This is a genomic window from Paenibacillus sp. USDA918EY (genome assembly GCF_009870825.1).
GTDB classification, from domain to species: domain Bacteria; phylum Bacillota; class Bacilli; order Paenibacillales; family Paenibacillaceae; genus Paenibacillus_AQ; species Paenibacillus_AQ albilobatus.
This window is the reverse complement of sequence record NZ_WTWY01000002.1, coordinates 651,983-673,906: the sequence shown is the minus strand read 5'-3', so window position 1 is coordinate 673,906 and position 21,924 is coordinate 651,983. Positions and strand designations below refer to the sequence as shown.

General features: G+C 54.4%; 18 protein-coding genes. 15 read left to right on the top strand and 3 right to left on the bottom strand.

What is annotated here, in order from left to right:
- Nucleotides 1-138 precede the first annotated feature (138 nt).
- The 8 genes from GQY55_RS07160 (at nt 139) to vanT (ending at nt 11,290) form a co-directional block, all read left to right on the top strand.
- Nucleotides 139-1,536 carry an ABC transporter substrate-binding protein gene (locus GQY55_RS07160; protein WP_160039600.1) on the top strand — a complete coding sequence of 466 codons (1,398 nt, stop codon included), beginning with the start codon at nt 139-141 and terminating at the stop codon, nt 1,534-1,536.
- Between the two features lie 67 nt (nt 1,537-1,603).
- A complete protein-coding gene (locus GQY55_RS07155; protein ID WP_160039598.1) occupies nt 1,604-3,424 on the top strand; it encodes a cache domain-containing sensor histidine kinase in 1,821 nt (606 codons plus the stop codon).
- A complete protein-coding gene (locus GQY55_RS07150) occupies nt 3,399-4,994 on the top strand; it encodes an AraC family transcriptional regulator (RefSeq protein WP_160039596.1) in 1,596 nt (531 codons plus the stop codon). Before GQY55_RS07155 ends, GQY55_RS07150 begins: the two co-directional genes overlap by 26 nt.
- Nucleotides 4,995-5,010: 16 nt before the next feature.
- Entirely contained in the window at nt 5,011-6,798 is a 1,788-nt protein-coding gene (locus GQY55_RS07145) for a heparinase II/III family protein (RefSeq protein WP_236575466.1), read from the top strand.
- Nucleotides 6,799-6,847: 49 nt separating this feature from the next.
- Nucleotides 6,848-7,987, top strand: coding sequence for a glycoside hydrolase family 88 protein (locus GQY55_RS07140; protein WP_201452105.1), 1,140 nt, complete (start codon nt 6,848-6,850; stop codon nt 7,985-7,987).
- A 179-nt stretch (nt 7,988-8,166) separates the two neighbouring features.
- Nucleotides 8,167-9,237, top strand: a complete 1,071-nt coding sequence (gene vanG / locus GQY55_RS07135) for a D-alanine--D-serine ligase VanG (RefSeq protein ID WP_160039864.1) — start codon at nt 8,167-8,169, stop codon at nt 9,235-9,237.
- Nucleotides 9,234-10,097, top strand: coding sequence for a D-alanyl-D-alanine carboxypeptidase family protein (locus tag GQY55_RS07130; RefSeq protein ID WP_236575465.1), 864 nt, complete (start codon nt 9,234-9,236; stop codon nt 10,095-10,097). Before vanG ends, GQY55_RS07130 begins: the two co-directional genes overlap by 4 nt.
- The gene (gene vanT, locus GQY55_RS07125; protein WP_160039592.1) at nt 10,094-11,290 is read left to right on the top strand and encodes a serine racemase VanT catalytic subunit; all 1,197 of its coding nucleotides are present in this window, start codon (nt 10,094-10,096) and stop codon (nt 11,288-11,290) included. Before GQY55_RS07130 ends, vanT begins: the two co-directional genes overlap by 4 nt.
- A 119-nt stretch (nt 11,291-11,409) precedes the next feature.
- Here the strand turns inward: vanT and GQY55_RS07120 are convergent, their stop codons facing one another.
- Both GQY55_RS07120 and GQY55_RS07115 read right to left on the bottom strand, forming a co-directional pair.
- Nucleotides 11,410-11,994, bottom strand: coding sequence for a sugar O-acetyltransferase (locus tag GQY55_RS07120; RefSeq protein ID WP_160039590.1), 585 nt, complete (start codon nt 11,992-11,994; stop codon nt 11,410-11,412).
- Between the two features lie 62 nt (nt 11,995-12,056).
- Nucleotides 12,057-13,088, bottom strand: coding sequence for an ROK family protein (locus GQY55_RS07115; RefSeq protein ID WP_160039588.1), 1,032 nt, complete (start codon nt 13,086-13,088; stop codon nt 12,057-12,059).
- 287 nt (nt 13,089-13,375) lie between these two features.
- Between GQY55_RS07115 and GQY55_RS07110 the strand changes: the two genes are divergently transcribed.
- Together GQY55_RS07110 and GQY55_RS07105 are read left to right on the top strand one after the other, a co-directional pair.
- Nucleotides 13,376-14,197, top strand: coding sequence for a MerR family transcriptional regulator (locus tag GQY55_RS07110; RefSeq protein ID WP_160039860.1), 822 nt, complete (start codon nt 13,376-13,378; stop codon nt 14,195-14,197).
- A 123-nt stretch (nt 14,198-14,320) separates the two neighbouring features.
- Nucleotides 14,321-15,085: an SDR family oxidoreductase gene (locus tag GQY55_RS07105; RefSeq protein ID WP_160039586.1), complete on the top strand. Its 765-nt coding sequence runs from the start codon at nt 14,321-14,323 to the stop codon at nt 15,083-15,085.
- Between the two features lie 200 nt (nt 15,086-15,285).
- Here GQY55_RS07105 and GQY55_RS07100 read toward each other — a convergent pair whose 3' ends face one another.
- Nucleotides 15,286-16,044: a DeoR/GlpR family DNA-binding transcription regulator gene (locus tag GQY55_RS07100; protein WP_160039584.1), complete on the bottom strand. Its 759-nt coding sequence runs from the start codon at nt 16,042-16,044 to the stop codon at nt 15,286-15,288.
- 241 nt (nt 16,045-16,285) lie between these two features.
- Here GQY55_RS07100 and GQY55_RS07095 point away from each other — a divergent pair, with 241 nt between their 5' ends.
- The 5 genes from GQY55_RS07095 (at nt 16,286) to phnX (ending at nt 21,913) form a co-directional block, all read left to right on the top strand.
- A complete protein-coding gene (locus GQY55_RS07095; protein ID WP_160039582.1) occupies nt 16,286-17,038 on the top strand; it encodes an ABC transporter ATP-binding protein in 753 nt (250 codons plus the stop codon).
- Complete coding sequence (locus GQY55_RS07090; protein ID WP_160039580.1) at nt 17,031-18,647, top strand: ABC transporter permease subunit; 1,617 nt, start codon at nt 17,031-17,033, stop codon at nt 18,645-18,647. The genes GQY55_RS07095 and GQY55_RS07090 overlap by 8 nt, the downstream gene beginning before the upstream one ends.
- A 319-nt stretch (nt 18,648-18,966) precedes the next feature.
- Nucleotides 18,967-19,959, top strand: coding sequence for an extracellular solute-binding protein (locus tag GQY55_RS07085; protein WP_160039578.1), 993 nt, complete (start codon nt 18,967-18,969; stop codon nt 19,957-19,959).
- Nucleotides 19,960-20,003: 44 nt separating this feature from the next.
- Nucleotides 20,004-21,098 (top strand): 2-aminoethylphosphonate--pyruvate transaminase, encoded by a 1,095-nt coding sequence (gene phnW, locus GQY55_RS07080; RefSeq protein ID WP_160039576.1) that lies wholly within the window; start codon nt 20,004-20,006, stop codon nt 21,096-21,098.
- Nucleotides 21,095-21,913 carry a phosphonoacetaldehyde hydrolase gene (phnX, locus tag GQY55_RS07075; protein ID WP_160039574.1) on the top strand — a complete coding sequence of 273 codons (819 nt, stop codon included), beginning with the start codon at nt 21,095-21,097 and terminating at the stop codon, nt 21,911-21,913. Before phnW ends, phnX begins: the two co-directional genes overlap by 4 nt.
- Nucleotides 21,914-21,924: the final 11 nt, after the last annotated feature.

The window sequence follows — 21,924 nt, the reverse complement described above, 5'->3', positions numbered from 1 at the left end:
AGGGTTTGCAAAAACTCACGAAGCGGCTTGGGGCAAGATCACAGCGGATCCGAGTCGGTTGAGACCGAGTTTGATTGCACCCCGGGACGACCAGGTGGAGTTTTGCAACATCCTGACCATAAAGGAGGGTTATCTGGCATGAGAAAAAAAGTGTGGGCCGGAGCCGTTTCCGGCATGCTGCTGCTTGGACTGCTTGCAGGCTGCGGGGGAGGCGGTTCGAACACGGCGGAAACCGGGACCGAACCGGATCAAAAGGCGGCGGGAGAGAAGACGGAAGGGACCGACAAGGTGAATCTCCGTCTCTATACGTACGGCACGGAAGAAGCGTATAACTGGAACAAAACGCTGCAGGCTTACGAAGAAAAGAACCCGGGCGTGAAGATCGAGTTGGTGCAGCTGAGCGAAAAAGGCGATACGCAGGAGGCGATGAAAAAGCTGGATCTGGAAGCCGCCTCTTCGGCCCAGATGGACATCCTCATGTTCAGCGACGCGGCCGGTTACGCCCAGCGCGTCGCCCTCGGCATGGCGGAACCGCTCGACGACTACATTGCCAAAGACGGATTCAAGGTGGAAGAGGACTATAAGGTCGACACTCACTTGGGCGACAAAGTATACGCTTTGCCCGGTAAATTCAACCCATGGTACGTCATCCTGAACAAAGACCATTTGGATGAAGCCGGACTTGCCGTTCCGACCGATTGGACTTGGGACGATTTTGCGGACTACGCCAAAAAGCTGACCAAAGGCGAAGGGGCCCAAAAACGTTACGGCACTTACTTCCACGGCCCTCAGGGCGGAGGCTGGATGGAATTTTTGAAGCTGAAAATGGAGAACCAGCCGCAAAACTCCGAATTTTTGAAGGCCGACGGCACCTCCAATTTGGACGATCCCAACTTCAAGGCAACGCTGGAGCTGCGCATGAAAATGGAAAAAGAAGACCAGTCCTCGGTGCCTTACACCGACATGATTTCGCAGAAGCTGGCTTACCGGACGCAGTTTTTTAATCAATCGGCAAGCATGCTGCTGATCGGCAGCTGGATGAACACGGAGCTTGGCGGCACCGAAAAGGTACCGCTCAACTTCAACGTCACCGTGGCGCCTTTTCCGAAAAACAACCCCGGGGACGAAAAGGGTCTGACACCCGTGACGACGGACTATGTTGCGGTGGCGGCCAAATCGAAGCATAAAGAGGAAGCCTACAAATTCGTCCGCTGGTATACGACGGACGGACAAGTCGTGCAGGGGAAAAACATTCCGGCATGGAGCAAGGTGACCAATGACCAAGTGGCGGGCATCATCGACACGATTCTGTCCGGCACGAAAAATCCGGAGAAGGTCGACAAAAAAGCACTGGTAGATACGCTGATCGCGTCCAAAGCTTCGGCCATCATTCCTCCGGCAACCTATCAAAGCGAAGTGTACAAGGCGATCAACGAAGAATACGAAAAGCTGATCCTCGGCAAGCAGGACATCGACGCGACCGTGAAAAGCGCGCAGGAACGGGTCCAAAAAATCATCGACTCCAACAAAAAATAAGATATAATAACCCGAAAAGGGGGCGCTTTCCCGCCCCCGCTTTTGCATATTTGGGGGGAGCGCCTTGATGAAACTCATCCGGGGACTGGCGCCGGTGTCGATCCGCCGCAAGCTGATATTGGCGATGGTCGTTTGCGTCCTCGTTCCGGCATCGCTGACGCTTTTGATCTACAACTCGCTGACGCAGCAAGCCGTCAAAAAGCAGGCCATCGCCAACGTGGAGGATTCGCTGATGCTGGTACACGGCTCCGTGAGCAACCGCCTGAAGAGCATGCTGAACATCGCCAACTACATTCAAATCAATTCCGGGCTCAAATCGTATTTCAAGCTGGTCGCTTCCGGAAACGACGAAGGCACCGAATACGAGAAGTTTACGGAATGGAACCGGGTGCTGGAACAGCTCGACAGCTTGACGGCTGCCGGGGAAAAAAGCTATGTGACGGTCCTTCTGTCGAACGGGTCCTATTTCATGAATTATTCCGTAAGCGATTACAATCCCTTGAACATATTAAAAGCGCCCTGGTTTGAGCGCTTGAAGGAACTGAACGGCGTGGAATCCTATTGGATCGGCCCGGAGCCAACCGCGTACAACTACGACAAATTCGACCATCCGTACCAAATTTCCGTGGCCCGGACGCTGCGCCTTGACGGCACGGAGATTTACGGATACGTCGTGGTGACGATGATGGAAGACCAGCTGCATCAAATCTATGGCGACTTGTCCGCCGATCAGAGAGTGCTGCTTCTGGATGGGAATGGCGTCATTATCTCCAGCACCGATCCCAAACAGGTGGGAACCGTGTTCCCGTATGCCGATGGGGACGGCAGCCGGAAATCGACGTCGATCCGGACGATCGGCGGGCAAAAGCATCTTGTCTCCCAGCGGAACGTGCTGTTTACGGGCTGGAGGCTGGTGCTTGTTCAGCCTTATCAGGACGCCATCGTCGACATTAGTTCGATTTTTAACAGAGTATTTCTCTTTCAGTTGATTTCATTTGTGGCATTCACATTGCTGTTCGTTGCGCTGATCCGGGCGTTTACGAAACCGCTCGTCCGGCTCGGGAAGGTGACCTCGGCGGTACAGCGGGGCAATCTGCTCGTGCGTTCCGGCGTGCGCGGCAATGACGAAATCGGGCGCCTTGGGCTTCTGTTCGACCAAATGCTGGACCGCGTCAAGGACATGATCAACGAAATATCGGAGACGCAGGCACGAAAAAGAAAGGCCGAGCTAAAAATGCTCCAAGCCCAAATCAATCCGCATTTTCTGTTTAACGTGCTTAATTCGATCCGGATGAACGTCATGCGGCGCGGCGACCCGGAAAGCGCCAAAATGATCGGATCGTTGTCCATCCTGCTGCGGATGACGATCAGCCGCCATGAGGACGAAATCTCCCTGCATGAAGAAATCGATCTCGTCTCTCATTATGTGGCACTAATGAACATGAGGCAAAAGGCGGAAGTCAAGCTTGTGACGGACATGGACCCCGAAGCTTTTCTAATCAAAGTCCCGCGTTTCGTGCTGCAGCCGATCGTGGAAAATGCGATCATTCACGGGCTGATGCAGAAAAACGGAGAAATTGCCGTCCGGGCCAAGGCCGAAGCGGGATTCGTCAAGCTGTCGATCGAGGATAACGGCCAAGGCATGACGGAAGCCGAGCGCATCCGCCTCCAGGGCAAGCTGCGGAACCGGGAGACGGCGCCGGATCGGGAAACCAGCGGCAATTTTTCCGGGATCGGCCTCGAAAACGTGGCGGAACGGATGCGGCTGCTTTTCGGGGAAGCTTTTCGGGCCGACGTGTTCAGCAGCCTTGGCAGAGGCACGGTCATAGAAATGCATATACCGTTTAGGGAGGGATTCCGGGATGTATCAAGCGATGCTGGTGGATGACGATTACCCCGTCATCGAGCTGCTGTCCGAGACGATTGATTGGGATGGACACGGTTTTACGCTGTCGGGAGCCTATGAGAACGGGGAAGAGGCATGGGAGGTAGCGCGGAAGCAGCCTCCGGACGTGCTGATTACCGACATCGGCATGCCCCGCATGAACGGACTGGAGCTCATCGCCAGAATCAAGGAAATCAAACCGGAACTGAAGGTCGTCATTTTGTCCTGCCACAGCGAGTTCCAATATGCGCAGCAAGCGGTGCGCCTGAACGTGCAGGATTATTTGATCAAAGACGTATTGGATCCGCAGGAGCTAAACCGGCTGATGAACCGCTTCAAGCAGATGATGGACGGCGAACGCCGGGCGGGCTGGGAGCATTCGCGGCTGAAGCATCTCATGGACGAAACCCGGGAACTGCGCAAGGAGCGATGTTTCAAAAATCTCATTCATCAGCCGCTGCTTGCTCCGGAAAAATGGCGGCGGGAAACGGAGGAATACGGCTTGTTCAAGCAAGGGGAGTCGTGTTTGCCCGTCATCGGCTTCGTGGAGGATTACCGTCAGGTGAAATACCGGTTTGCCTCGGACCAGACGCTGCAATTTGCGATCGGCAACGTCATGAACGAAATGCTGCGGGACGGTCCGCTTTCCGGCCTGCATGTAAGCTATGACGTGCGCACTTCGCTGCTGCTGTTTTCGTACCGGCCTGGTTTGAAGGTGAATATTCATGATGAAGCTGCGGCTTGCCTGCGGATGATTCGGGAGACTGTCATGCGCGTCTTGAAGATTTCGATGTCTTTTATTTGCGGCGGCTGCAGCCCCGGTCCCGCAGAACTGAAGCAGGAGCTGAACGAACTGCTGGAAGGCCGGGAACAGCGTTTTTACCTGGAACGGGGCGAAATCGCGAAGAAAGCCCGGACAGCGGAGAAACCCCATGACAACCATTTGTTCGCTTATTATGATGAGGCCTGTTCCGGGTTTCGGGACGCGCTTTTGCGAAAAAATTCGGAGCAGTTCCGCAAGCTGGTCGACGGGTGGATGGAACGGATCCGCCGGGAGAAATATCCTGCCGAGACCGTCAAAGACTGGACGCTGAAGCTCCTGCTCGACGTGAAGCTGAAGCTGCATGCGATTCCCCATCTGACGCCGTCCAACACCGCGGACATGCTGCATAAAGAAGCAGCCGACCTTGATTCCCTTCATGATCTTCGCGGCTGGTTGATCGGGCATTTGGAATCCCTTGCCGGTGCCCAGGCCGGATCCGTACGGCCGGAAGTGACCGAGGCCTGCAAATACGTGGCGCTGAGGCTCGGCAGCAGGATCACCTTGGATGAAGTGGCGGAGCATCTGCACCTGAATCCGAGCTATTTCAGCCGGTTGTTCAAGAAAGAAACCGGGCTTACGTTTATCGAATACGTAACGAAACAAAAGATGGAACGGGCGAAAGAGCTGCTGGACGGAACCCGTTTCACCGTCGGCGATATCTGCGAGCAGCTGGGGTATGACAATCAAAGCTATTTTATCAAAACGTTCAAATTGCATACGGGGCAGACGCCGATCGGATACCGCGGATGAATAAGGGGGCACGAAAGTGACGGATTTACGGGGAATCGTAGAAAACATGGCGCCTGTCGATGAGCGGCTGTACGTCCAAATTCCGAACGCCGCCGATGTGCGGAGTTATCTTTCCGGAGCGAATTGGCTGCGGGAACAATGGGATGAGATCGAGGCGGAAGGGGTGCGTCTGCTGCAGGCCCGAACGCCGGAGCTGACCTATGCGCTGTTCGATTTGTACGCGAAGACGGGCTCGCGGCTGGAGTATGAGCGGGCTTATTTCGAACGGCGCCGGAGGCTGAACACGTTCGCGCTTCTGTCACTCCGGTCCCCGGAGACATATGTAGCCCCCCTCTTGGATATTCTGTGGGCCATATGCGATGAGTACACCTGGTGTATTCCGGCTCACCTGCCCGGCCGTCTGGCAGACAACGACATCGACCTGTTTGCGGCGGAAACCGGGTTTGCGCTATCCGAAATTTTCGTTCTATTGCGACAGCAGCTACCGCAGCTCGTGCAGGATCGAATCCGGCGCGAGGTGGAGGGGCGGGTGCTGACGCCTTTTCTCGAGCACGGTCCGTACGCTTGGGAAACGGCCACCCATAACTGGTCGGCGGTCTGCGCCGGTTCGGTAGGGGCGGCTGCGCTACTGCTGGAGGAGGATGCCCGAAGGCTCGCGGATATTTTGGCCCGGACGGAGCAAAGCATGGAGCATTATTTGTCCGGCTTTGGCGAGGACGGGGCATGCCTGGAAGGGATCGGGTATTGGAAATACGGATTTGGTTATTTCGTGTATTATGCGGATTTGCTGCTGACAAGAAGCCGTGGAAGGATGAACTGGTTCTCCCTCGAGAAGGTGGAGCGAATCGCCGAGTTCCAGCAAAAATGCTTCCTGTGCGGAGACCGGGTCGCGAACTTTTCCGATTCCCATGCGCAAAGCTACGTACATATGGGGCTGTCGCACAAACTGGCGGAGCGGTTTCCCGGCGTGACGCCGCCGCCGGCGAAGCTCCGTGCGCCGTATACGGAAGACCACTGCAGCCGCTTGGCTCCGGCGCTGCGCAATCTGCTGTGGACACGGGGCGGGATCGGCGCAGGCGATTGGGAGGGCGGCAGCTTCTTTTTGCCTGATGCGAAGTGGCTTGTGGCGAGGCATCGGAGCGGCAGCGGCGCCTTCGGCTTTGCCGCCAAAGGCGGGAGCAACGACGAACCGCATAATCATAACGATCTCGGGCATTTTATGCTGGTCGCGGAGGAGACGGCCTTTTTATGCGATCTTGGCGCAGGGGAATACCGCAAGGGTTATTTCGGGGATGAGCGATATACGTATGATTGCAACGGTTCGCAGGGGCACTCGGTTCCCATTGTTAACGGAAGCTACCAGGCGCCGGGCGCGGAAAGAGTTGCGGTTGTTCTGGAAGCAGCGGCGAACCCGGATCAGGACCGGCTGTGTATGGACATTTCCCGGGCTTACCCGGATCAGGGCCTTGCGTCGCTCGAACGCCATTTGGCGTGGGATAAAGGAGATCTGCCCTGCTTGAAGCTGGTGGACGAATTCCGTTTTACGGTTCCGCCGGAATCGATTACGGAACGCTTCGTGACGCAGATCAAGCCGCACGTTCACGAGGACGGCAGCGTGACGCTGAAGGGAGCGGGCAAGCGCTCGTTAAGGATCGGCTTTGATCACGGTTTATACCGGGTGGAGGTCGCCGAGCGCAGCTTCGCAAACCATTTTGGGGGATATGAGACGTGGTACGGCATCGATTTTCATGTGCTGCAGCCGGAACGGAACCAGCGGCTTGCGTTTGTTTTTCAGTTTAGATGAGTTTTTGGGGGCGTCATTCTGTAAAACCAAAACGGATTGGGGGATGAACATGGGAGTGGAGAAAACGCCGGATTGGCTGGAGGAAGCGTGGGCGAAGGCGCTGGACAAAACCCGGTTGAACGCAGGCCGGATCGGGGCGGCATTTCCGCATGCAAGCCATCGCGGCCAATATACCCGGGAGCAGCCCTATTGGTGGACGGCCGGCTTCTGGCCGGGGCTGCTTTGGCTCCTGTACAACGGCGGCGGAGACGATCAATTCAAGGAGATTGCCGAAGCATGCGAGGATCGGCTTGACGAAGTGCTGGACGGATTCACGCGGCTGGACCACGACCTCGGCTTTATGTGGACGCTGACCAGCGTCGCTTCGCATAAGCTGACGGGCAAGGACGTCTCCAAAATCCGTGCGCTGAAAGCGGCGAACTACCTGGCGGCGCGCTTCAACCTGAAAGGCCGCTTCATTCGGGCATGGAATCCGTGGTTTGAAGGCGAGGATAACCGCGGATATGCGATCATCGACTGCGCGATGAACGTGCCGCTGCTGTTCTGGGCTTCCAACGCGACGGGAGACCCGCGTTACCGCCATATCGCTGAAGCGCATATGGACACGGTGCTGGAGCATTTTATCCGCCCGGACGGTTCCATTTACCATATCGTGCGGTTCGATCCGGATACGGGCGCGTTTATAGAGGGGATCGGCGGGCAGGGATACGATGCCAATTCAGCCTGGTCCCGCGGCAACGCCTGGGCGATTTACGGTTTGGCGCTTGCTTACCATCATACCGGCAAAGCGGCTTACCTGCACGCGGCACAGAAGGCCGCGCAGTTTTTTCTTGCCAGGCTGCCGGAGGACGGCGTGCCGCATTGGGATTTCCGCGCTCCTGCGGGCGAGGATGTGCCGAGGGATTCTTCCGCCGGTGCCTGCGCGGCCAGCGGAATGCTGCTGCTGGCTGATCTGTCGGGCGGAACGGAGGCGCCTGTGTACCGAAAGCCGGCCGTCCGGATGTTGGAGTCCCTCTTCCGGAACTACGGAACGTGGGATGACCCGGAGGAAGAAGGAATGATTTTACACGGCACGGGCAACCTGCCGCAGGGACAGAACGTCGGCGTGCCGCTGATCTACGGCGATTATTTTTACGTGGAGGGGCTGGCGCGCCTTAGAAACAAAGGGCCTTTTTATTGGGAGAAATAAGCTTACGGGAGCGGGTGATTCGAGCCGGCTCCCTTTCTTTATATTTCTTAAGCTTTCCTTTACCAACGTTTATTTTTCGTTTCGAAACGCTTAATTTCGTCCCCCTACAATAAAAACATCATAAACGGGCGAAGGGCGTACGGCCTGATGTCCAGGATGAATGAACGGGGGAGAACATGATGCAATTGACGCAGAAAACGACGGTCGCGGTGCTGTTTGGCGGCTGTTCCACGGAATACGGCGTATCGCTGCAGTCTGCGGCTTCGGTGATCGATCATTTGGACAAGGATCAATACGATTTGGTTTTGGTAGGAATAACGAGAGAAGGGGCTTGGTTCCGCTATGGCGGCGGCACGGACGGCATCCGTGAGGATCGCTGGCAGGAGCATCCCAGCTGCCTTCCGGCATTTCTGCCGCCGAGCCGGGACCTTGCCGGGCTGGTGGAGCTGGTCGGCACGGAATACCGCGTGACGCCGGTCGATGTCGTGTTTCCGGTGCTGCATGGCAAAAACGGCGAAGACGGCACGGTACAGGGGCTGCTTGAACTGTCCGGCATTCCGTTTGTCGGCTGCGATGCGTTGTCCTCCGCGGTATGTATGGACAAGTCGATCGCAAGCAAGCTCGTGAGGATGGCGGGGGTGAATACGGCCCCATCGATCGTCGTCTACGCCGAAGATGATCTATACAGCGCGGTTAAGGAAGCCGAGGAGCTCGGATTTCCGCTATACGTAAAGCCTGCACGTTCCGGCTCGTCCTTCGGCATCGTCAAAGCTTACGACAAGCTGGAGCTGATGGAAGGCATCCGGTCAGCCTTTTTGCATGACAACAAGGTCGTCGTCGAACAAAACGTTTCCGGTTTCGAGGTCGGCTGCGCCGTTCTCGGGAACACGGATCCGATGATTGCCGAAATCGACGAAATCGAGCTTCAGGGCGAGTTTTTCGATTATGACGAAAAATATTCCCTCGCCACCTCCACGATCCATCTCCCTGCGAGAATTTCAGGGGATACGGCGGCAAGAATCAGGGAGGCGGCCAAGCTCATTTACCGCACATTGGGCTGTACAGGACTGGCCCGGGTGGACATGTTTGTCTGCCCCGACGGCCGCATCGTGTTTAACGAGGTCAACACCATGCCGGGATTTACGGCGGCCAGCCGATACCCGAATATGATGCGCGCAAGCCATATCGCATATCCGGAGCTGATGGACCGGCTGATTCAGCTTGCGTTATCCAAGGAGGCAAGAGCATGATGGTGAAGCAATTGATTCGTCTGCAACCGAAAATGGTCCGCCGCGGGCCTTTGGCGCTGGTAAACAGGGAGCATCCGCTGCGGCAGCCGATCCATTCCGGTTATTTGGAGCCGGTTCAGGATATACCGCTGGCCAGCACGGAAGAAAAGCAGATGCGGCTCGAACGGACATGCCTGCGGCAGCTGGATGCCTTGCTCGCGGCATGCGGAGGCAAAGAGCGGATCGGCATCGTCAGCGGTTATCGGACGCGCATGGAGCAGCAGCGCATTTATGACCGGTCTTACGTCGAAAACGGGCCGATTTTCACGGCCAGTTATGTTGCGCGGCCGGGGGAAAGCGAACATCAGACGGGTCTGGCTGTCGATGTCGGAGAGCTGAACGCGGGAGTGGACTACATCTGTCCGTCGTTTCCGGACCACGGCGTCTATAAGGAGTTCCGCCGGAGGGCGGCGGAGCATGGCTTCATCCAGCGCTACCAGGAAGGAAAAGAACACTTGACCCACATCGCCTGCGAGCCTTGGCATTTCCGTTATGTCGGCGTACCGCATGCGGTCATCATGGAGCAATACGGCATGTGCCTTGAGGAGTATACCGAATACATGCGGCAGTTTACGCCCGAAGGGCCGCATTTGTTCAAGAAATACAAAAATCATCTGATCGAAATGTATGTTGTGGAGATCGGGGAGGAAGAAAAAGAGATCGCCATCCGCACGGAGCCGGGCGTCCGGGTGGAGATCTCAGGCAACAACGTCAACGGATGCGTCGTCACGATTTATCATGGATGCCAGGGTTCAAGCGGCGCATCCGAAGCGGGACATGAAACAAGCCTCGTTTCCGGGATGGAGCAGGCCATCCGATGAAGACCTCGGCTTACATGGACCGGTTGCTCATGCTGCTCTTGCCGATGGCGAGAAAAAAGGAAGCTGCAAGGTTAGGGGATCGGGCTTGGGCGGAGGTTAATCTGTCCAATCTAAGTCATAACGCGGCTGAATTGCAGCGGGTGCTTCCCTCCAAATCCCGGATCATGGCCGTCGTCAAGGCAAATGCTTACGGCCACGGAAGCATTGAATCCGCGCGGGAGCTGAGCGGGGCAGGCGTTGCCCATTTTGCCGTCGCCGAGATCGGGGAGGGGATCGCCTTGCGCAAGCACGGGATACGCGGCGACATTCTCATTTTGGGTTATACGTCTCCGGAGCGCGCCCCCGAGCTTGCCCGCTACCGCCTGACCCAAACCGTGGTCAGCAGGGAATACGGCGAGGCGCTGAATGCGTATGGAGCAAAGCTGAACGTGCACGTCAAAATCGATACCGGCATGAACCGTTTGGGCGTGCCTTTTCCGGAGCTGGATTCGATGATGGCATGTTACCGGTTTTCGCACCTGCACGTAACGGGCACGTTCAGCCATTTATCCATGTCGGACAGCTTGGGGCAGGCCGAGACCCGTTTTACGCAGCAGCAGCTGAGCCGCTTTGAACTGGTGATCGGACAGCTGAGGGAGGCGGGAATCGATCCGGGTCTTGTGCATATCCAGAGCAGCTACGGCATCTTGAATTACCCGGAGGTGTGCTGCGATCTGGTTCGTCCCGGCATCGCGTTGTACGGACTGCTAAGCCGCGAGGGGGACGAGGTGCGGACGAAGGCCGATTTGCGGCCCGTCCTTTCCTTGAAAGCCGTCGTAACGCAGGTGAAAGAGGTGAAAGCCGGCGATCCTGTCGGATACGGGCGGAACTTCATCCCTTCCCAGGACATCCGGATCGCCACCGTGTCCATCGGCTACGCCGACGGGATTCCGAGATCGCTCTCCGAACATGGCGGTTATGTGCTTATACGAGGGCAGCGGGCGCGCATCGTCGGCAGCATTTGCATGGACCAGCTGACGGTGAACGTCACCTCCATCGAGGGGGTCCGGCAAGGGGATGCGGTCACGCTGATCGGACAAGACGGGGCGGAGAAGATCACGGCCGGCCAAATCGCCGCGCGGTGCGGCACGGTGGCGAACGAGATTTTAAGCCGCCTGGGCAGCAGAATCGAAAGGGTATATAGATACGATTGAATGCACCAAATATTGATTCATTTAGGGTTCGCTATGAACAAAACGGATCTTTCCTTGCCGCATGCGGCTTGGGGAAAGGTCCGTTTTGTTTGCATGTCTGTATATTTTCCGGCTATGGATTAAGGTGTTAACGAATCCACGTCTGTGGCATGGATTTTTTTAATCGCTTTTGCCGGGTTGCCGCCGACGACCGTGTTGTCCGGAACATCTTTCGTGACCACGGCTCCGGAAGCCACGACGACGTTATTGCCGATCGTTACGCCCGGATTAATGACGGCTCTTCCGCCGATCCATACATTGTTTCCAATCGTGACCGGTTTGCCGTACTCGGGCCCTTTGATTCTTTCATAAGGATCCACCGGATGCGTAGCGGTATAGACGTGAACGCCGGGTCCGAACATGCAATTGTCCCCGATGCGCACCTCGCATACATCCAGGATGGTACAGTCAAAGTTTGCATAGAAGTTTTCTCCGACATGAATATTGTACCCGTAGTCAAATCGGATGTTCGGTTCCATGCTCAGGTTTTCCCCCGTCGATCCGAGCAGCTCCTTAAGGATTTGTACTCGCCGTTCCGTTTCCGTTTCCGTCGTCTGGTTATACAATCGTGCCATTTTTCTGGCATATTCCCGGTCGCGCGTCAATTCGGGGTCTGCAGCGATGTACAGTTCGCCGTCCAACATCTTTTGTTTTTCCGTCTTCATGTTATCCATCCATTCCTCTCTTGTCATGATGCGAAATATTTGGCCACGGCTCCGACTCCGCCCTACCTCCGTTTCTCCACCAGCTTTAACGAATAGGAGAGGCTTTCCAACGTCATGGTGATTAACCCATACATGTAGTCTTCGTCCGGATGCTCCAGCAGCGTCAGCTGAGGCATATGCATTTCCGGGATATATTTCAAACATTCCTGCCGGATCGGCTCCAAATCGGCGGGCTGTACCAGGCTCCCCGTTAAAGCTACCGTCGCCGGGTTCATCACTGCGACCAGACTCGAAACGGTATGTGCTGCCAGCGGATGAAATGTCTTGCGGTCGTGCAGCCGCCGCAGCTGCTCCTCGCGGGTGAAGCCAAACGGCAAAAAGGAGATCTCCCCCGCGAACCGGGTGTTCCCCCGGTGAATTTGCCCGTCCACCATCAAGCCGGCCCCCGGAAAATAACCTTCGATAAAAGTGGCAACGGCAACGGACTTTTCTTCATCGTATTCCTGCTTTTGATAAAATCCGTACATGGTTGAATTCATGTCGTTCTCGACGATGACCTCGACCCCATGTTTCTCGCGAATGAGGGCCTCCAGCGGGACCTGAACGAGCTCCGGAATATCGCCGAGATTGATGACTCCCTTATGTACGGCACCCGGTACGCCGATGCCAACCGCCCGGATGTGCGGATATTTAGAGATGAGCTGATCAATCAGCCGTTCGATCACTGCAGCGTCCACCCGTCTGGATTCGCGGTATCCTTCTTCCACGGGTTCCCCGGCCAGGTTGGCGACCGTAAACGTAAGCGAGTGCGTGTTTACTCCGGCTTTGATGATGATGCAGGCAATATAAGAGAAGTTCATATTATACCGGTATACCCTGGCCGGACGGCCGCCGCTTGATTCCTCCATATCCAGCTCCAGCAGTTCCCCGGCGTCCAAAAGCTCATTCAGAATGCTGCCGCAGGTGGCGACGCTTAAACCCGTAGCCTGTGCCACCATGGCTTTCGTGCCCCGTTTCATCGTTTTAAGAGCCTGGCGTACCAGCTCCCGGTTCATTTTTTTGACTCGCGTCGTATTGTTGGGAATAGGACTCATGAGTTAGAGAAATCACCCCGATCCGACTTTTTATAATATTTTTAATAAGTATTAACTTAATTGTTTTCAACCCTTTTGTCTACCTTTATTTCCAATGACAGGAGCATTGGATTCGATCAGGTTAGAAACGTTGCTCTGCGAAAGGGGACGAATGATTGGTTAGAGGTTTTGCTGAACCAAAGATCGAAGTAATGAACATAACTTGAATACAAGCGGCCACCTCATTCCACTTTCAGGAAATAAAAATTTTAGTGAAGTAAACGACCTAAGAAAGGGGAGAGTTTAAGATTTTTAAGATCGGTACATTTTCTAAATTAAGCCGGGTTTCTGTCAAAACATTACGATATTACGATCAGCGGGGCTTGTTAACACCGGACACGATCGATGAAGATTCCGGCTATCGATATTATTCAGCGGAACAACTGTTAGTCATACAACGAATCATCGATCTAAAGAACCGGGGTTTTACTCTGGAAGAGATTAAGTCGTTATTGGTTGAAGATGTATCGCCGGCCGAAGTAAAAAAATCTTTGATTGCCAAGAAGCTGGAACTGCAGCAATTCATCGAGGAAGCACAAAGCCGGTTGAAGGAGATCAATTTGGGGCTAGAGCGTATGAAAGACTTAGACGAACAACCATCAACAGTCCCGATCGTCATTCGAAACGTAAAATCCCAGCTTGTCGCATCCATTCGTGATACGATTCCGCGCTCGCACTTATGTCTCCTATTGGATGAAATTAAACAATATGTGCGTGAGCATCGGGAGGATGACAACCGCTCTTTAACCGTTCAATGGCACAGCAACGATTTCGAAGAGGATTTGATCGATGTAGAGGTCGCTTTACCCGTTGCAAAGCATATTCCGGGCAGTGACAGAGTGAACGTCCACTTTTGGCCGGAATTAAAACAAGCTGCCTCGCTGGTTCACTGGTGTGACCCGTATCATTCTTCCTGCTCGGGTTTAACTGAACTTGCAACATGGATATCGTCAAACGGATATCGGCCAAACGAAGCCGAACCGATCCGGGAAATTTATTTGACGGCAGATCAAGATCTGTATGGGAAGCTCCGGAGGGCTGAATTGCTCATTCCGATTGAAAAAATATAAAAAGCCGAGTCTTTCATTGTTCCGTGCGAAAGGAATGATGGAAGATTTTTTTTGGACGTGTTGACTCTCCCCTATGGTGGAGGGTATAGAGTGTCATTAATCAAACTATAAGGAGTGGTACAAATGAATCGTTTGGAAGGAAAAGTGGCATTGGTAACCGGAGGAAGTCGGGGCATTGGCCGGGGAATCGCGCTGCGGCTGGCAGAAGAAGGGGCTTTGGTTGCGGTCCATTACGGCAATCGTTTTGCTGCGGCGGAGGAAGTGGTTAGCGCCATTGAAGCAAACGGGGGGCAAGCATTTGCTCTGGGCGCAAACCTGAACTCCGTGGCAGGTGTTGAAGAATTGCTTCAATCGTTAGACGGTCAGCTTGTAGAGCGAACCGGCAGCCATCATTTTGATATTTTGGTCAACAATGCCGGAATCGGTACCTCAAAAAATCTTGAAGAAACAACAGAAGAATCTTTTGACGAAGTATTTGCCGTTAACGTCAAAGCCCCGTTTTTTCTCGTGCAGAAATCGTTGTCCCGTCTGCGTGATGAAGGACGGATCATTAATATATCCTCTGGAGTGACTAAAATTGCCATGCCGGAATTGATGGCTTATAACCTTACCAAAGGAGCGATCAATACGTTCACCTTTCAACTTGCAAAGCAGCTTGGTCCGCGAGGCATAACAGTAAATGCGGTTCTTCCCGGTATCGTCGATACGGATGTTAACGCATCCTGGCTGTATACTCCCGAAGGACAACGGTATGCTACGGAAATATCCGCACTGGGTCGAATTGGGGAACCGTCGGATATTGCCGACATCGTTGCGTTCCTCGCGTCTTTCGACGGGCGATGGGTTACGGGGCAGATGATCGATGCTACGGGCGGATCCCATTTATGATCCAGCGTTTTTTCCGGAGCCCATAATCCCTATAAGTAAAACAAAAATCCGATTCATTCGTTGACTTAACGCGGAATCGGATTTTGCTTTTTCGTTGGACGCTTCTTTGGAAGGCAGCTTTGCATCGCTTGATGTCGGCATGAACGGGCAGTGAAGGCCCCGCTATATGAGTTCCATACCTCGAACAGCAGGCTTTATGTTCAGTCCGCGATGACAAGATTCGTCCCCGTTTTTTTGAATTTGGTCAGGAAGCTGCGGTCTACATGGGCATCCGTCACGATCGTGTCGATCCGCTCCAGGGGCGCGATGGCAACCGTGACGTCTTTGCCGAATTTGGTGCTGTCGGCCGCGACGATGACCTCTTTGGAGAGCTCGATCATTTTTTTGCGCGTGACGGCTTCCTCCAGATTATAATCCGAAATCCCTCTTTCGACCGTGATGCCGCTGCAGCAGATAAAAGCTTTCCGGACGTTCAGCTCGTGAAAATTGAAAATATAATCGAACGCAACGACGGACTGCTCTTCCTTCCGGATTTTGCCCCCGATGATAATCAGCTCGGCATCGGTGTCCATCAGCTCCTGGATGACCGGAACGGAGCACGTGATCACGGTCAGGTTCTTTTTATCCTTGATGTATTTGGCAATCTGGTAAGTCGTCGACCCGCTGTCGATATAGATGCAGTCGCCGTCCTGGATCCATTCGCTGCATTTGCGGGCGATCCGCTCCTTTTCCTCCAAATGGTTGACCATCCGCTCGTCCATCGAGGATTCCCCGAACCGGTCCGCGAGCTTGATGCCCCCGTAGATTTTTTCGATTTTCCCCGCGCTGGCGAGCAGGTTAATGTCCCGGCGGAGCGTATCGACGGAAATGCCGAGTTCCTCGGTCAGCTCCGTTATTTTAAGCACTTTTTTGACGGTTAATAGGTCGAGAATTTTCTTTTGCCTCTCCAGTGGCAGCATCGCTTTCACCCGCTAATATATGACGTTGACGTTTCGAACCGAAACAATTCCAGTGTACTTTCAGCCTTCCGGGGATTCAATAGATTTTACATAGATCGTTATGTTTTACCGTTCGATCACGGATTAAGTTAGTCAAAAGTTATGAAGAAGTTATGCATAATTTACGCAAAATTTACACACTCGCGTATTCGGGTTGACATACGGTTTTTATACTGGGGTTGTGTGTAAGGAGGTGGGCGGCTTGCTGAAGCTGCAGCATATTGGCAAACAATTCGACGGTAAAACCGTCCTGGACGACATCAGCTTCGAGATCGGCACGGGGGAAATTATGTCGCTCCTCGGTCCGAGCGGAAGCGGGAAGACGACGCTGCTTCACCTGATTTTGGGCTTGACCGGGGCCGACCGCGGAAGCATCGTTTTCGGCGATGAAGACCTGACCCGCGTCCCGATGAAAAAGCGCGGCTTCAACATCGTGTTTCAGGATTTCGCCCTGTTTCCGAACCTGAACGCCTACGAGAACGTCGTATATGGGCTGCGAAATAAAAAAGGTCTGGTGAGCCCCAAGGAGGTTCAGGAATATATCGATTTTTTGGAGCTGACTCCGCATTTGAACAAAAAAATCGGCGAGCTGTCCGGCGGACAAAAGCAGCGGGTGGCGCTGGCGAGAACGCTCGTCGCGAAACCGAAGCTGCTGTTGCTCGACGAGCCGCTCAGCGCGCTCGACGGGGTCATCAAGGAGTCGATCAAGCAGCGGATTCAATCGATCGCGAGGGAATTCAAGTTGACGACGCTGATCGTAACGCATGATCCCGAGGAGGCCTTAACGATGTCCGACAAAATCCTGATCATCAATCAGGGCCGGATCGCCCAGTTCGGCGCACCGCAGGACATCATCGGCAGACCGGCCAACGAATTCGTCGAGCAGTTCATCATTAAGCAGCTGAGGATCAAACGGCAAAACATTTTTAACCTGTTCGGTGAGATGTATGCATAAAGTCAAAACCGAAATGCGTGTCGCATTCGCTCTGCTGCTGCTCTTTTTCGCCGGGTTTTTGTTCTTGCCTCTGCTCGTTCTGCTGATCCGTTCCTTTGAAACGGGCGAGGGTTTTTCGCTTGCAAACTATGCGGCGGTGTGGAAAGGGCGGGACATGGTCGGAGCGGCCCTGAACAGCGTCAAAGTATCGGCGGTTTCGGCTGTGATCGCAACGACGCTTGCATTCATTTTGGCTTATGCCATTCACTGTACCCGGATCTTCCGCCCGATCAAAGGCGTTCTCAAAACCGCCATCCTCGTGCCGATGCTGCTGCCGACGATCACTTACGGGTTTGCCATCATGTATTCGTTTGGAAATCAAGGGCTGATCACGAAGCTGATCGGGCGCAATCTGTTTGAAATATACGGCTTTAACGGCCTATTGACGGGATACATCATTTACACGCTGCCGCCTGCTTTTCTGCTGATCCATAATGCTTTCGGCTATGTCGACAAAAAATTCATCATCGTGTCCAAGCTGATGGGCGACGGGATGGCAAGGAGCTTTTTTAATACGGTTTTGCGGCCGCTCGTGGGCGCGTTGGGCGGAGCATTCGTGCTCGCTTTTATCCTCAGCTTCACCGATTTCGGCATCCCCGCTTCGGTAGGCGGAACGTATCCGGTCATTGCGGCCCAGCTTTACCAGGTGATGCTTGGTTCCATTCCGGATTTCAACCAGGGGGCGGTCATCGCGGTCGTGATGCTGATTCCGGCCGCGTTCGGGATTTGGCTGCTGCGGTACTTGGACAAGCTGAATTTCCATTATGACAAAATCGATGCCATCGAGCTGCCGAAACATCGGGTTCGTGATGCGGGATTGGGCATTCTTTCGTCCGCCATCGTGGTCGGTATACTTTCTGTTTTTGCGGTGATGTTCGTGGCGCCGTTCATGAACGGCTTCCCTTACGATACAGCTTTTACGTTCAAACATTTTTCCGATGTATTCGCATCCGGCGATTTGACGGGCGTGTACAAAAATTCGCTCTGGGTCGCGCTGCTGACTGCGCTGCTGGGGACACTGGCCGCATACGGAGCCGCGCTGCTAAACGTGCGCACCCGGCTTAAAGCGAAAGCCGCCACCGACATCGTGTCGATGGTCACCAATACGGTGCCGGGAATGGTGCTCGGGATTTCGTACCTGCTTTTGTTTAACGGGAGCAGCCTGAAGGGCACGTTCACCATCCTGGTGCTGTGCAACATCGTGCACCTGTTTACGACGCCGTACATGATGGCCAAAAACGCTCTCTCCAAGATGAATCCGTCCTGGGAGACGACGGGCGAACTGCTCGGGGACAGCTGGTTCAAGACGGTGTACCGGGTGGTGCTGCCGAACTCGGCGTCCGCGGTCATCGAAATGTTCGGTTATTACTTCGTCAATTCGATGGTGACGATCAGCGGGATCATTTTCCTGGTGTCGGCGCAAACCTCGGTTGTGGCGAGCAAAATCAAGGAGCTGCAGCATTTCGCCAAGTTCAACGAAATTTTCGTGCTGTCGCTGCTGATCTTTTTCACCAATCTGGTGGTTAAGGTCGCGTGCGATTGGATGCAGAGGAGGAGGGCGGTGCGCTAATACTTTTCCGCACATGCGGAAAGACCAGCGGAGGGGACGGAATCGATCTGAAGAAGCGTCAGCGGTCGCCTAAAAGCTTTCTGAAAGAAAGCTAGCATCGGAAGCATACGCTTTGTCGTTGGATTTTACCAATAAAGTTCCAGTCAGGAAAAATCCAAAGGCAACAGCGATCGGAAGAACGATCCGTACCCGCAGCGGCCACTTCGCAAAAAGTCAGCAAACTAATTTAGTCCAAAATCGGGCAGCGATCGAGAGCGCGATCCATACCCGCAGCGGTCTTTCCCGCAACTATTCCACCATTAAAAGCGAGGGATTTACGATGTCCAAAACGATCAAAAGTATGCTGCTTACGCTATTCGCCATCGGCTTCGTGCTTGCCATGACAGCCTGCGGCAGCGGAAAAGCGGAAGAATCGAAAAAAGTGGTCATTTACACGAACGCGGACGAAGAGGCCGTCGCCTCCATGGAAGCCGCGCTCAAAAACGCCGGATATGACGGCAAATACGTGCTGCAATCGCTGGGCACCTCGGAGCTCGGCGGCAAGCTGATGGCCGAAGGCGGCAAGATCGAAGCCGATCTCATCACGATGAGCTCTTATTTTATCGAAAGCTCGCAAAGCCAGTATTCCATGTACAAGGACCTGTCGTTTACAACGGATGCGCTGGAATCCTACCCGTCCTATTCTACGCCGATTTTGGCCAACACCGGTTCGATTTTCGTCAATACCGAAGTGCTGAAGCAAAAAGGCCTGCCGATGCCGACGTCGATCAAGGACCTGACCAAACCCGAATTCAAAGGCCTGGTTTCAATCCCGAACATTATGGATTCCTCGACAGGCTGGCTGCTCGTCCAAGCCATCATTAGCCAATACGGCCAGGAAGAAGGGAAAACGGTTCTTCATGACCTGATCGCCAACGTCGGCCCGCATCTGGAAAGCTCCGGCTCCGGCCCGATCAAAAAGGTGCAGGCGGGCGAGGTCGCGGCAGGCTTCGGTTTGCGCCATCAGGCCGTCAAAGCGAAAGCGTCCGGCGCGCCGATCGACTACGTGGACCCTGCTGAAGGCAACTTTTCGCTCACCGAATCCGTGGCGGTAGTGGACAAGAAAAATGCCGTGACCGACCTGGCGATGAAAATGGCGGAAACGATCATCAAAGACGCGCGGAAGGATCTGATCACCAATTATCCGGTGGCGCTGTACAAAGGCGAGACGGTGGAAAACGCCAATCAGCCTGCGCATCCGATGAAATTCGTCGAACCGTTGACCGTCGAATTGTTGAAGAAACACCAGGAATTTTTCAAAGCAGCCCAATAACGATTTTGCCGAAGAAATAAACCAGAACAAGGGAGCCAAGAAAAATGAACGACTACAAGCTGTTAACCCCGGGACCTCTTACCACGACCGCCGCGGTGAAGGAAGAAATGCTGTTTGACCGGTGCACGTGGGACGACGACTATAAATCGATTACGCAAAAAATCCGATCGCAGCTGCTGGCGCTTGCCGGCGCCGGTTCGGATGAATATACCGCCGTGCTGATGCAGGGCAGCGGAACGTTTGCGGTGGAATCGGTAATGACCTCGGCCGTTTCGGATGACGACAAGATATTGATCGTAACGAACGGGGCTTACGGCCAACGAATCGTCCGGATGGCGGAATATATCGGCTTGAACCATGTAGAATACCGGGTGAGTTACAACGAGCAGCCGGAGGAAGCGGAGCTTAAAGCCTTCCTGGCGGCCGATCCGGAAATTACGCATATCGCGATGGTTCACTGCGAGACGACGACAGGCATTTTGAATCCGCTGGAGATGGTAGCGAGGCTGTCCAGGGAATACGGGAAAACCCTCATCATCGACGCGATGAGCAGCTTCGGCGGCATCGGCATCGACGTGGCGGGACTGGGCATCGACTATCTGATCAGCAGCGCCAACAAATGCATTCAGGGCGTTCCGGGTTTCGGATTCGTAATCGCCAAGCTGGAAAAACTGAACACCCGCCAAGGCGTCGCCCGCAGCTTGTCCCTGGATTTGTACGACCAGTGGAAGGGGATGGACAAGGACGGCAAATGGCGGTTCACTTCTCCGACCCACGTCGTGGCGGCTTTTGCGAAAGCGTTGGATGAGCTGTTCGAGGAGGGCGGGGTACCTGCACGGCATGCGCGTTATCGCGAAAATAACCGCCTGCTCCGCCAGAAGCTTGCGGAGATCGGCATTCATGCCTATATTTCGGAAGAGAAGCAGTCGCCGATCATCACGACCTTTTTGTTCCCGAACGAAAACTTTGACTTTGGAGACTTTTATGGTTTCGTAAAAGAACGGGGATACGTCATTTACCCGGGCAAACTGACGGACGTCGATACGTTCCGGATCGGAAATATCGGCGAGATTTATCCGGAAGACATCGAGCGCTTATGCGGCATCATTCAAGAATACATGGGGGGAACGGGACGATGAGCAACATCGAAGGCGTTATTTTGGACTGGGCCGGAACGGCGGTGGATTTCGGCTGTTTCGCGCCGGTGAACGTATTCGTGGACATTTTTAAGCATGCAGGCATTGAAGTAACGATGGAAGAAGCACGGGGACCGATGGGGATGCTGAAAATCGACCACATCCGCGCCATGCTGTCCATGCCGAGAGTATCGGCGCTGTGGAAAGAAGCTTACGGCAGAGCTTTTAACGAGGAAGACGTCCAGCGTCTGTACGCCGAATTCGAACCGGCACTGATGGTTTCCTTATCCGAATACACGAATCCGATCCCGGGCGTCATCGACACGGTGGAGGCGCTGCGTTCCCAAGGCTTGAAAATCGGTTCGACGACCGGCTACACAAGCTCCATGATGGAGGTGGTCGTAGCGGGCGCCAAGGAAAAAGGATACGCTCCGGATCATGTCGTGACGCCTGACGATACCGGGTCGTACGGAAGACCCTACCCTTACATGATCTACCGCAATATGGAACATCTCAAATTGTCCGCGGCTTGGAAAGTCGTCAAGGTAGGCGACACCACTTCGGATATAAAGGAGGGCGTGCAAGCCGGCGTATGGTCGGTAGGCGTCGCGGTCGGAAGTTCCGAAATGGGACTGGGCGAAGAGGAGTTCCATGGCTTGTCCGCGTCGGAAAAAGAAGCGGCGATCGCCCGAACGAAGCAGGTATTTATGGAGCACGGAGCCGATTTTACGATCAGCACGATGGCCGAGCTTCCGGCATTGATCGAACGCATTAACGGGCTTCTTGCGGAAGGGAAAAGACCAGGCTTTGTCCGGTAAGCCGACTGCAT

What these genes read in the sequence shown, in the direction of transcription:
- GQY55_RS07160 (WP_160039600.1), top strand. Translation starts at nt 139, where the DNA reads ATGAGAAAAAAAGTGTGGGCCGGAGCCGTTTCCGGCATGCTGCTGCTT.
- GQY55_RS07155 (WP_160039598.1), top strand. Translation starts at nt 1,604, where the DNA reads ATGAAACTCATCCGGGGACTGGCGCCGGTGTCGATCCGCCGCAAGCTG.
- GQY55_RS07150 (WP_160039596.1), top strand. Translation starts at nt 3,399, where the DNA reads ATGTATCAAGCGATGCTGGTGGATGACGATTACCCCGTCATCGAGCTG.
- GQY55_RS07140 (WP_201452105.1), top strand. Translation starts at nt 6,848, where the DNA reads ATGGGAGTGGAGAAAACGCCGGATTGGCTGGAGGAAGCGTGGGCGAAG.
- vanG (WP_160039864.1), top strand. Translation starts at nt 8,167, where the DNA reads ATGCAATTGACGCAGAAAACGACGGTCGCGGTGCTGTTTGGCGGCTGT.
- GQY55_RS07130 (WP_236575465.1), top strand. Translation starts at nt 9,234, where the DNA reads ATGATGGTGAAGCAATTGATTCGTCTGCAACCGAAAATGGTCCGCCGC.
- vanT (WP_160039592.1), top strand. Translation starts at nt 10,094, where the DNA reads ATGAAGACCTCGGCTTACATGGACCGGTTGCTCATGCTGCTCTTGCCG.
- GQY55_RS07120 (WP_160039590.1), bottom strand. Translation starts at nt 11,994, where the DNA reads ATGAAGACGGAAAAACAAAAGATGTTGGACGGCGAACTGTACATCGCT.
- GQY55_RS07115 (WP_160039588.1), bottom strand. Translation starts at nt 13,088, where the DNA reads ATGAGTCCTATTCCCAACAATACGACGCGAGTCAAAAAAATGAACCGG.
- GQY55_RS07105 (WP_160039586.1), top strand. Translation starts at nt 14,321, where the DNA reads ATGAATCGTTTGGAAGGAAAAGTGGCATTGGTAACCGGAGGAAGTCGG.
- GQY55_RS07100 (WP_160039584.1), bottom strand. Translation starts at nt 16,044, where the DNA reads ATGCTGCCACTGGAGAGGCAAAAGAAAATTCTCGACCTATTAACCGTC.
- GQY55_RS07090 (WP_160039580.1), top strand. Translation starts at nt 17,031, where the DNA reads ATGCATAAAGTCAAAACCGAAATGCGTGTCGCATTCGCTCTGCTGCTG.
- GQY55_RS07085 (WP_160039578.1), top strand. Translation starts at nt 18,967, where the DNA reads ATGTCCAAAACGATCAAAAGTATGCTGCTTACGCTATTCGCCATCGGC.
- phnW (WP_160039576.1), top strand. Translation starts at nt 20,004, where the DNA reads ATGAACGACTACAAGCTGTTAACCCCGGGACCTCTTACCACGACCGCC.
- phnX (WP_160039574.1), top strand. Translation starts at nt 21,095, where the DNA reads ATGAGCAACATCGAAGGCGTTATTTTGGACTGGGCCGGAACGGCGGTG.